Annotated in this window: 7 protein-coding genes; 4 read left to right on the top strand and 3 right to left on the bottom strand. The window is 32.0% G+C overall.

The genetic code is table 11. The features are described 5' to 3' along the window. Nucleotides 1-108: 108 nt before the first annotated feature. Nucleotides 109-495, top strand: coding sequence for a hypothetical protein (locus AC3IF2_RS09115; protein ID WP_489166740.1), 387 nt, complete (start codon nt 109-111; stop codon nt 493-495). 5 nt (nt 496-500) lie between these two features. On the opposite strand, the gene AC3IF2_RS09110 is transcribed toward AC3IF2_RS09115, so the two are convergent. From AC3IF2_RS09110 to AC3IF2_RS09100, 3 genes are read right to left on the bottom strand one after another with little or no spacing between them, the layout of a single operon-like run. Continuing rightward, nucleotides 501-1,832, bottom strand: coding sequence for an amidohydrolase family protein (locus AC3IF2_RS09110; protein WP_489166739.1), 1,332 nt, complete (start codon nt 1,830-1,832; stop codon nt 501-503). A gap of 59 nt (nt 1,833-1,891) precedes the next feature. Further along, nucleotides 1,892-5,311, bottom strand: a complete 3,420-nt coding sequence (locus tag AC3IF2_RS09105) for a methylmalonyl-CoA mutase family protein (RefSeq protein WP_489166738.1) — start codon at nt 5,309-5,311, stop codon at nt 1,892-1,894. Between the two features lie 49 nt (nt 5,312-5,360). Next, complete coding sequence (locus AC3IF2_RS09100) at nt 5,361-5,687, bottom strand: hypothetical protein (RefSeq protein ID WP_489166737.1); 327 nt, start codon at nt 5,685-5,687, stop codon at nt 5,361-5,363. 217 nt (nt 5,688-5,904) lie between these two features. Here AC3IF2_RS09100 and AC3IF2_RS09095 point away from each other — a divergent pair, with 217 nt between their 5' ends. The 3 genes from AC3IF2_RS09095 to AC3IF2_RS09085 all read left to right on the top strand — a co-directional run bounded on the left by AC3IF2_RS09095 (nt 5,905) and on the right by AC3IF2_RS09085 (nt 12,259). Beyond that, a complete protein-coding gene (locus AC3IF2_RS09095) occupies nt 5,905-7,413 on the top strand; it encodes a helix-turn-helix domain-containing protein (RefSeq protein ID WP_489166736.1) in 1,509 nt (502 codons plus the stop codon). Between the two features lie 210 nt (nt 7,414-7,623). After that, a complete protein-coding gene (locus AC3IF2_RS09090; RefSeq protein ID WP_489166735.1) occupies nt 7,624-10,764 on the top strand; it encodes a SusC/RagA family TonB-linked outer membrane protein in 3,141 nt (1,046 codons plus the stop codon). A gap of 4 nt (nt 10,765-10,768) precedes the next feature. Continuing rightward, nucleotides 10,769-12,259: a RagB/SusD family nutrient uptake outer membrane protein gene (locus AC3IF2_RS09085; protein ID WP_489166734.1), complete on the top strand. Its 1,491-nt coding sequence runs from the start codon at nt 10,769-10,771 to the stop codon at nt 12,257-12,259. Nucleotides 12,260-12,269: the final 10 nt, after the last annotated feature.

The raw sequence follows: 12,269 nt of genomic DNA, 5'->3' as shown, positions 1-12,269 counted from the left end.
TGTATAATCTTTAATAATTAAAGTAAAAATATACTTTTTATTTAAAAGTAAAAGTATTATCTATTCGCTAGTATGTAATTTTGGTATGAAATAATGATTTAAATTAATATGTCGTCTCAATTCTTTGATTTGCCTATTTATAGAAAAGCTCTCGAAATTAGAACACTTTCGTTGAGTATATCTCATTATTTACAGGACGATTTAAGTAGATTAAAAGAGGATGGTTCTGAAGATGAAGATATTTATTTTTCTGGTGATATTGTGCAACAGTCCAGTGCATTAGGTCCAGAAATTTTAAATGCCGAAAAGAATAGATACCACTTTTATAAAAAGGATATTCACCTTAATTCTTTATATAAATTAACCAATCTTTTATATAAAAATTGCAAACGATTAGAACGTTCTAGTAGTAATGCCAGAGATTATTTAAAATTATTACGTAGAGAGTTAAAAACTTTTAATAGGTTGCAAAAAAACTGGCGGCTAACTCTTTAGAATTATTATTTATATCTCTTGCCGTGTTTAATAACAATATCTACATTCTGAAGTAGACTAATATGTCTTAACACATCGCCTTTAACAGCAATTATATCGGCATCTTTTCCTTCTGAAATTGTACCTACTTTATTTTCTAAACCCATCCATTTTGCTGGCCAATAAGTAGCTGCCCTAATTGCATACATTGGGTCTATGCCAAATTCGTTTACCCAAACGTCTAATTCATTCCATGTTGACTGACTATGAAATTTCATAGGAATACCACTATCGGTGCCAATCATTAAAACAACTCCTGCTTCCATTAATTGTTTAATTTTTTTCTCTAAAGTTGGCTTCCTAACTGGAGTTAGCTGAAAATAGGGTAAACGATCTTTATGCTTAAAGCTATTTTTAATATCGGCAATAATTGTATCATTTAAACCTCTATGCCAAGAAGTATTATCTAAATGTTCACCATTATCACGAACATATTCATAATTATATAATCCTTCTACAGTTGGACACCAAAATAAAGGACCTAAATTCATTTGTGCCGTACGTTCTTTAATTGCATCCATAACGTCTTCAGGATATTGAGGCGCTGATGATAATCCAGTATGCTCAAAACAATCTACACCTGCCTTTAATCCCATTCTAATTTCTTGTGGGCGATGGCCATGAGCTACAACTTTTAGTTTGTGTTTATGTGCTTCATTAACAAGTGCTTGCAGTTCTTGACTACTTAATTGGTCTTGATCAACTAATTTGATACAATCTACTCCAGCATCAGCTAACTTTTTAACCTTTTTTTTAGCATCATCGACCCCATTAATTCCCCAACGAAATGCTTCGGTACCAGGATAGGGCTTTTTCTGTAAAAAAGGTCCTGAAACATATAAAGTTGAGCCTGGTATTTCACCATTATTAATTCTGTCTCTTACTGAAAGACTTTCTTTTAGTGGCCCGCCCAGATCTCTAGCACTGGTAACACCCGCCATTAATAACTGTTCTGCAGAAGATGGCATAATAGTATTTTCTAATAAAGGAGGATAGGTTTTATCCCAATAAGCATAATCAGCATGACCATTAATCATAGTATGTACATGCATATCCCATAGACCAGGAAGTACCGTCATACCTTCAGTAGAAATTACTTCGGCATTACTCGGTATTTGCAATGTTTCAACAGTTCCAACTGCTTTAATTTTCTTACCCTCAATAATAATGACGCTATTTTTAATAGGCGTAGATCCATAACCATCAACTAAAGTACCACCAACAAGTACTCTTAATTGTTGTTGAGCTGAAACAGATAGAAATAAAAATAAGGATAGGGCTAAGAGTGAAAATCTCATAATTATAAAGATGATTTAGTAAATACTAAAATACAATATAATTATGAGAACATATTGATTTACATATTTCTACGATATTGACCACCTACTTCAAATAAAGCAGAAGTAATCTGACCGAGAGAACAATACTTTGTTGCTTCCATAAGTTCTTCAAAAATATTTTTATTTTGAACTGCCGCTTGTTGAATAGTAGCTAATTGTTCTTTTACTTTATCAGCATTTCTAGTATGCAAATGTTCTAAAGTATTTATTTGAAATTGTTTTTCATCTTCAGTAGCTCTTATTACTTCTGCTGGTTGTATTGTAGGCGAACCTTTGGAACTCAAGAAAGTGTTAACACCTATAATAGGAAATTGTCCGTTATGCTTTAAGGTTTCATAATACAAACTTTCTTCCTGAATTTTAGAGCGTTGGTACATCGTTTCCATAGCACCTAAAACACCGCCACGCTCAGTAATTCTATCAAACTCTAATAATACAGCCTCTTCAACTAAATCGGTTAACTCTTCAATGATAAAAGCACCTTGAATTGGATTTTCATTTTTGGCTAAACCTAATTCTTTATTGATAATTAACTGAATAGCCATCGCTCTACGAACTGATTCTTCGGTTGGTGTAGTAATAGCTTCATCGTAAGCATTTGTATGTAACGAATTACAGTTGTCGTAAATAGCATATAATGCTTGTAACGTTGTACGAATGTCGTTAAAATCGATTTCTTGAGCATGTAAAGAACGGCCAGAAGTTTGAATATGATACTTCAACATTTGTGCTCTTGGATTTGCTCCATATTTATGCTTTAAAGCTTTTGCCCAGATTCGCCTAGCTACACGACCAATAACAGCATATTCAGGATCTATACCATTAGAGAAAAAGAAAGATAAGTTCGGACCAAACTTATTTATGTCCATACCACGAGACAGGTAATATTCCACGTAAGTGAAACCATTGGCTAATGTAAATGCTAATTGTGAAATTGGATTTGCACCAGCTTCAGCAATATGATATCCAGATATTGAAACAGAGTAAAAATTTCGGATATTGTTTCCAATAAAATACTCTTGCACATCACCCATTAAGCGCAATGCAAATTCTGTCGAAAAAATACAAGTATTTTGAGCTTGATCTTCTTTTAAAATATCTGCTTGCACGGTACCACGGACTTGAGCAATGGTTTTAGCCTTTATATCTTTATAAACATCTTTTGGCAAGACCTGATCTCCGGTAACACCTAAAAGCATTAATCCTAATCCATCATTTCCTTTAGGTATTTCACCATTATAGGTAGGACGGTCTGTGCCTTTATAAATGCTTGTAATTTTTTTCTCAACTTCTTTTTCTAAATCATTTTCTTTTATATAAACCTCACATTGTTGATCAATGGCGGCATTCATAAAAAAGCCTAACAACATTGGCGCTGGACCATTAATAGTCATAGAAACCGAAGTCATAGCATCTGCTAAATTAAAGCCTGAATAAAGTTTTTTTGCATCATCTAAACAGCAAATTGAAACACCAGCGTTTCCTATTTTTCCATAGATATCTGGTCTATAATCAGGATCGTTTCCGTAAAGGGTAACTGAATCGAATGCTGTTGATAAACGCTTAGCTGGCATACCCAAACTCACGTAGTGAAAACGACGATTTGTACGTTCTGGACCACCTTCACCTGCAAACATTCGTGTTGGGTCTTCGCCAGTTCTTTTAAAAGGATACAATCCGGAAGTATAAGGAAATTCACCAGGCACATTTTCCTGTAGACACCAACGTAATATATCGCCCCATGCCTGATACTTTGGTAAAGCCACTTTTGGTATTTGTGTATGCGATAATGATTCTGTATGTGTTTCTATTTTAATTTCTTTATCACGAACTTTAAATGAATAAATAGGCTCTTTATAACGATTTACTTTAATAGACCAATCTATAATAACTTCCCAATTGTAAGGGTCAAGATTCATTTTGGTTCGATCAAATTCTGCAATCAATAATTTTATAAAATCTGCATTTTTAGAATTTGTATTGATAGAATTTGAATCTATACCAGTTTTATCAAGTAGTAATTTTGATTCTGAAACTGACTCTATTGTTTTACAGATTCCATATAATTTTTGTGCAACCTCAACTTGATCATTTGCTTTTTTATCATAAGCGCGATTGTTTTCAGAAATCTCAGATAAATATCGTGTACGAGCAGGAGGAATAACAAAGATCTTTTGGCTCATTTCTTTTGAAATCTCGAAAGTAGATTTTAAATCAGCATCTGTTTTTTCAACCAATTTATCCATTATGGCCTTATACAAAGTATTCATTCCTGGATCGTTGAATTGAGAGGCGATGGTTCCAAAAACTGGCATTTGATCTTGAGGAGTATCCCAAAGATTATGATTTCGCATGTACTGCTTTTTTACATCTCGTAATGCATCCTTAGCACCGCGTTTGTCAAACTTATTGATAGCTACTAAATCAGCAAAATCTAGCATATCGATCTTTTCTAATTGAGTTGCAGCGCCAAATTCAGGAGTCATTACATACAATGAAACATCTGAATGTTCTAAAATTTCTGTATCAGACTGACCAATACCAGATGTTTCAAGGATAATTAAATCATACTCAGCAGCTTTTAAAACCTCTACGGCTTCGTTGACATATTTCGACAAAGCTAGATTAGATTGACGTGTTGCCAAGCTACGCATATAAACGCGAGGTGAATTAATGGCATTCATACGAATTCTATCACCGAGTAAAGCACCACCAGTTTTTCGTTTAGAAGGATCTACAGAAACAATTCCTATAGTTTTTTTAGGAAAATCAATTAAAAAACGACGTACTAGTTCATCAACTAGAGATGACTTACCTGCACCTCCTGTTCCTGTAATACCCAAAACAGGTGTCTTAGAAGTCTTATTTTTAGCATGGATAGTTTCTAAAGCATTCTTAGCTATTTCTGGAAAATTTTCAGCAGAAGAAATGACTCTTGCTATTGATTTTGGATTCTTTTTCGGAAGTACTTCTGCTTCTCCGTTAAGGGTATCACCAATTGCAAAGTCAGATTGTTCTACCAAATCATTGATCATGCCTTGCAACCCCATTTCGCGACCATCATCAGGTGAATATATTCGTGTAATACCGTAATCCATTAATTCTTTAATCTCTTCAGGTAGTATTACACCACCACCACCACCAAATATTTTAATGTGATCAGCACCTTTTTCTTTAAGTAGGTCGTACATGTATTTAAAATATTCATTATGACCACCTTGATATGAGGTCATAGCTATGGCATTTGCATCTTCTTGAATAGCTGTATTAACTACTTCTTCAACACTACGATCATGGCCTAGGTGAATAACCTCTACGCCAGTAGATTGAATAATACGACGCATTATATTGATTGCAGCATCGTGACCATCGAATAAAGAGGCTGCTGTAACGATTCGTACTTTATGTTTGGGCTTATAGGGTGCAATTTGCTCCATCAAAGAATAAATTTTGTGGTACAAATTTACTGAATATTATGGACTCTTTTTATTTTAAATATTTAAGAAAAGCCCAAAATTTTCTATCTAACAAATAGTTTGGATTTCCTTCATGATGATATGCTTCTTTCTCAAAACTAATGCTATGATATGCTCTATTCCAATTACCAAATCTAATTAAGTGAAAAAGGAATTCAACTAAATACCAAATAAAGAAAAAAATGATTAATAATTCTATTTGTTGTCGTAAGTGAATCTTCTCATGATTTATAAGTATATCATTTTTTGATAATGATCTATTCTTTAAAAAAATAAAAGGGTAAATAGCCAATCCACTATAATTTTTCGGAATTAAGAATCTAGAGAATAAAATCATACTTATAAATGGCTAAGGGGCTACTAAAGTAATAATTATCCTCAAGCATTAATAATGTATTTGAATATGAGTCTAATATGAAGACAATTTAGTAAGCTTTTATTGATAATTTCAGGTAAGATATTATCGGGAATGACTCGCTAAGATAGTTTTAACGTCTTTTTAACTTTATTATCGTTTACCTTTATAATCATAATTCAAATAATCATCTTTTAAAATGAAGTCAATCAGAATAATTAGTATATTATTCTTACTAATAACTATCAATAGTTTTGGGAGCAATCTTAACTTTCTAAAAACAGAAAGTAGACAAGTAATTGATAGTATTTATTACTCACAATATGAAATTAATTTAACAAAAGCTAATGCTGAAAAAGTTGTAAATGAGTATGAAAAGTTGATTGAAAATAAAGTTTCATTAAATTTAGATGACTATAAAAGATTAGCTATAAGTTATGCAGTACTTAATAGTTCTGAAAAAGCAAGTTATTATATAGTAAAACATATTAAAACATCTACAAATACTAATATATTGAATTATGATGTTTTCGATAATATAAAAGATACCGAATCTTACTCAACAATAATAAATAATTATAAACCAAAATTAAATATTTGGATATTGTTCTTCTTCTCAACGGGTTTAGTTGGAGTTTTTTTAGCTATTGTTTTAAACTTGCGCAAAAAGGGAGATTATTTAGCTAATATATTAATAAGCTTGTTTGTTTTATTGCATTCACTTTTTGTAATATATGTATGTTTGTTTTTGTCAAACTATATATATCAATATCCTAATTCTTTAAGAGTTACAACTTCTTTTTCTTTTTTATATGGCCCTTTATTATACTTTTATTTTAAACGCATATCAGAAAAATATAGATTTAGGTATATAGATTTATTACATCTTTTACCAACAATAATTTTAATTCTATTTTTCTCTCCCATTTATTTTGCTAGTTATGATGAAAAATTATATTTAATATTTAATAGAGATGAGCTTTTACAAGGTAATTTGAATATGATTGTTTTGGCAAAGAGTATATCTTTAATTATATATGGATATCTTACATATAGTGTTTATAAGAGGAATGATAAAAGGAAAAAACCATCTTATAAGGTTATTATTAAATGGCAAAGAAATATAATGATACTATACATTGTTTATGTGATTTTTTATATAATTTATGCTATCTCTCTAGCTCAAAACACACCTTATATTTTTAGATATCCGCAAATATTTATTATGTGTTTAATTGTACTTTATGTTGCTTATACAGCATATGTTCAGCCAAGAGTTTTTAGCAAAAAATATTTATTTGATGAATTAGTTGCGAAGTATAAAAAATCTGGATTAACAGATAGTTATTCTGTAGAACTAAAAGAACAATTACTTAATTTATTGAATGAGGAAAAAGTTTATAAAATTAATGACCTGAGCTTAAATTCTCTGTCTGAAATTATGGATACTACTAGACATAACTTGTCTCAAGTTATCAATGAACATTTTAATATGAACTTCTTCAACTTAATAAATAAGTATAGAATTGCAGAGGCACAAAGAATTTTGTCAAATGACTTTAATGGGAATCTCAATATTATTGATGTAGCCTATGATGTAGGTTTTAATAATAAGGTTACTTTTAATAAAGCCTTTAAAGAAGAAACAAAACTTACACCTTCTCAATTCATTAAAAGTATTTCTAATTTAAGAGTAAATTTGAGGTAAACTTCTTTCGGAATAGTCAACTATTATAGGCTTTACCTACATTTTTCTTATTAACTGTTTTATTTGATCTGTATTTGAATTAATTGGCAGGTTAATATGTATCTGTATTTTTAAATTTCCACTAAATTTTGACTTCATTTAAAGGTATTCCTCATATGCCTGCCGTTTTTCAACTACCCTAATTCAAATGTTTAATTTAAAAATTAATTTATGAAAGTTAAAAAACTTTTATTATTGATGTTATATGTTCTTAGTATAACTTCAGTAATTGCACAGCAAAAAACTGTTTCCGGAACTGTCACAGATGGTGATGGTCCATTGCCTGGTGTAAGTGTGATAATTAAAGGCACTACTACGGGCACAGAAACAGATTTTGATGGTAAGTATTCGATTAATGCTAATACAGGAGATATTTTAGTATTTAGTTTTGTAGGTATGGCAACGGTTGAAAGAACTATTGGTACAACCAATATAATTGATGTAGTTCTACAAAGTGATAATTTACTTGATGAAGTTGTTGTAGTTGCGTATGGTACTTCGAGCAAAGAAGCTTTAACAGGAGCTGTTACTCAAATTAAAACTGAGGATATTGAAAAAAGATCAATTACTAATTTATCTACTGCTATCGAAGGTGCTTCGCCTGGTGTTATAGCCACAGCGAGTGGCCAACCAGGATCAGGTCAAAATATCAGAATTAGAGGTTTTGGTTCTTTTACGGCTACAAATGCACCACTATATGTAGTCGACGGTATACCTGTTAACGGTAATTTAGCAAATATTAATCCTAATGATATTGAAAACATTACAATTCTTAAAGATGCTTCATCAACAGCTCTATATGGTAATAAAGCAACAAATGGAGTAGTGTTAGTTACCACTAAAAGGGGTAAAACAGGTAAAGGGGAGCTTTCTGTTAATGTATCTACAGCTATAATAGATAGATCTATACCAGAATATGATAGAATAGATGCTTTTCAATATTACCCAGTAATGTGGGAAGCATTAAGAAATACTTCTGCTGTTCCAGGAGTTAGTAGTCAGGCTGATTTAGATGCTGCGAATTTAGCTGCTAGTAATGGTATTTTTGGAATATTAGGATATAATCCGTTTAATGTTCCTAATGATCAAATTGTTGGTGCAAATGGTCAATTAAACCCAAGTGCTTCATTACTTTATAATGATTTTGATTGGGAAGGCGCTATAACTAGAACGGGTACAAGAAGAACAGCAGATATTAGTTACCAAGGAAGAACTGAAAATGCTGACTATTTTGCTTCTTTTGGATATTTAAATGAAGAAGGTTATCTAATAAAATCTGATTATGAAAGATTTACTTCAAGAGTAAATGTTAATTATCAAGCAAAAAAATGGCTAAAAGTTGGTGGAAATCTAGCAGGTAGTAAATCTCAAAGTAATCAAGGACAATTAGGTGGTAATACAAGCTTTAGAAATGCATTTAGATTTACTAGAGATATTGGGCCAATTTATCCAATCTATGCTCATGACCCTGCAACTGGCGCATTTATTCTTGATGCTGATGGAAATAGAGTATTTGATCTTGATGATAATAGACCTAGTGGAGCAAGTACAGGTAGACATATAGTTCTAGAAAGAATGTTAGATGTAGATTTCGATGAAATTACCAATCTTAACTTAAAAACTTATGCTGATATCACTTTAATGGAAGGTTTGACTTTCAGAACGAATTTGAGTTATGAAGAAGACAATTTTTATAATACTTTCTTTTGGAATACAATAATAGGCGACGGAGCTCCAACTGGTTTAGGATTTAGACAATATGTTAGAACAAGAACTGTAGGATTTAATCAATTGTTAAATTATACCAAATCATTTAACGATGTTCATAATTTTGAGTTCTTGGCTGGACATGAAAGTCAACAACTGGAAATAGATGATTTAAATGGTACGCGTAGAACACAAATAGCTGCAGGTAATTTAGAGCTAATTAATTTTGTAGAAACAACAGGTCTTGAATCACAACGAGATGAAGCAACAGATGATAGTTATTTTGGTAGATTAAATTACAATTATGATAATAAATATTTTTTAAGTAGTTCAATTCGTACCGATGGTTCATCACGTTTTACAGATGAAAAAAGATGGGGTACATTTTGGTCGTTAGGTGGCTCTTGGAGTATTGATAGAGAAGATTTTATGAGTGATGTTTCTTGGATAAACCAATTAAAATTAAGAGCATCATACGGTGAACTTGGAAATAGTAGAATACTAAAATTAGTAAATAATGTGTTCGTTGCAGATTACTATCCAGCTCAGGCTACTTTTGCTTTAGATAATAATAATCAAAATGAACCAGGAGTAATTAGATCAAGTTTAGGAGCTCCAGATTTAGAATGGGAGACTAGTGCTAATTTTGATGTTGCATTAGAATTTGGTCTTTTTGATAGAATAAGAGGTTCTGTAGAATATTATAATAAAGAATCTCAGAATTTAATATTCAATGTACCTGTTGCATTTTCTGATGGAGCTGATAGTAAATTAGAAAATATAGGTACTTTATTCAACAGAGGTATTGAGGTTAGTTTATCGGCAGATATTTTTAAGAATGAAAACTTTTCTTGGAATTTAACTGTAAATGCAGCTACAATCAAGAACGAGTTTACTGAGTTGCCACAAGGAGAAATTATTAATGGTACAAAAAAGCTTCAAGTAGGTAAAGGATTATTTGATTATTGGATTAGAGATTGGTACGGTGTAGATCCTAGTGATGGTTCAGGTTTATTTGTAGCGGATGACCCTACAGCGTCAAACGTAAGAACTATTAATGGTGTGGCAGTAACTCCTAATTCTACAAATGCTAAATTTCATTATGCAGGTTCTGCAATTCCAGATTTAACAGGTTCAATTACAAATGATATTAACTATAAGAATTTTTCACTATCAACTTTATTTACTTATCAAATAGGTGGTGAAACATTAGATTTAAACTATCAAGGAATTATGAGTGCAGGCTCATATGGAACAGCAAAGCATGTTGATATTTTAGATAGGTGGCAACAACCCGGTGATATCACAGATGTACCAAGAATGGACGCTTCTTTGTCATCACAATGGGATGCAGGTTTTTCAGATAGATGGCTTACAGACGCTTCATTTTTTAATTTAAGACAAGCTAATCTATCGTACACTTTCAACAACGATATAACAGATAAAATTGGCGTTTCATTTTTAAGGTTATATGTTACTGCCGAGAATGTATTTTCTATTAACGCTAGAAAAGGCTTAAATGTTCAGCAACAATTTAACGGTAATACTTCTAATGTATTTACACCAGCTAGAATTGTATCATTTGGTTTAAATGTAAAATTATAATACAATGAAAAAAGTAAAATATATTTTAATATTAGTTTTAGGAATCTTGATTCTTAATTCTTGTAAAGAGGATTTTTTAGAAACGGCACCTACAGATCAGGTAGCGGCCAGTGAGGCTGTGAGTAGTACGGCTACTGCTAAAGCGGTAATTAATGGAATACATAGATCACTATATACACGTTGGAATAATATTCAAGGAAACTGCGGTATTGGTGGTATTTATATTCATATGGATTTATTAGGTGAAGATCAGGTTATTCATAGAGAACAATGGCATAATAGAGTTTATAAATGGACGGCTGGTAGAAGTGACACTGATTTTTACGCTGAATTTCCATGGCGATCATATTATATAATAATTGCTAATGCTAATGTTTTAATTAATGGTATTGAAAATGCTGCTGGACCAGAAGATGAGAAAAATGAGATACTAGGTCAGGCATTAGTGTATAGAGCATGGTCTCATTATCAATTAGTACAAACATATGGCGGAAGATATGTTGCAGGAGGGGGTAATAGTCAATTAGGAGTGCCATACAAGAAGAGTGAACTAGAAGAACAACTTGCTAGAAATACAGTTGAAGAAGTTTACGCTGAAATTAATAGTGATTTAGACGCTGCCATTACTGCTTTAGAAGGTTTATCTAGAGCAAATAAATCTCATATTAACCAGGCTGTGGCTAAAGGTGTAAAAGCTAGAGTAGCTTTAACTATGGGTAATTGGGCTTTGGCATCACAATTAGCTCAGGAAGCAAGAGCAGATTTTAGTTTAATGGATAAAGAAACTTATGCTCTAGGGTTTCAAAGTTCATCTGAGAATAATCCAGAGTTTATGTGGGCAAGTCAAGTAGTCTCAGATCAAAATGATGGTTTTGGTACTTATGGAGCCTATATTTCTAGAAATTTTAGTTCTTCTGCTATTCGAGGAAATCCTAGGTCAATAAACTCAAAATTATATGATATGATTTCTGATACTGATGTTAGAAAAGGTTTATGGGATCCTACAGGAGAACATTTAAACCTTCCTTCAGGGAAATCATTATTAGCTGCCCATCAGCGAAGACCTTATACAAATCAGAAATTTTTAGCTGTGAGTAATGGAGATAGTAGTATGGATGTTCCACATATGAGAGCTGCAGAGATGTATCTTATTGAAGCTGAAGCTCAGGCAAGATTAGGAAATGACGGTGTAGCTGCTCAAGTATTGTTTGATCTTATTACTACAAGAGATGATGCTTATACACTTTCTACAAATACAGGGCAAGACCTAATAGATGAAATTATGGTTCAAAGAAGAGTCGAACTATGGGGTGAAGGTTTTAGATTTTTAGATTTAAAACGTCTTAATTTACCTTTAGATAGAACAGGGGCAAATCACGTAGCAGCACTAGCTGATAATAATTTAGAGATTCCAGCAGGTGATATTCGATGGGAATGGTTGATACCTAGAGAAGAACTTGATGCAAACCCTAATTTAGTTCAAAATCCTCAATAGGATTTTATAT

It is taken from the genome of Maritimimonas rapanae (assembly GCF_057837205.1).
The sequence above is the reverse complement of the archived record's forward strand: the minus strand, read 5'-3'. Positions and strand labels throughout refer to the sequence as shown.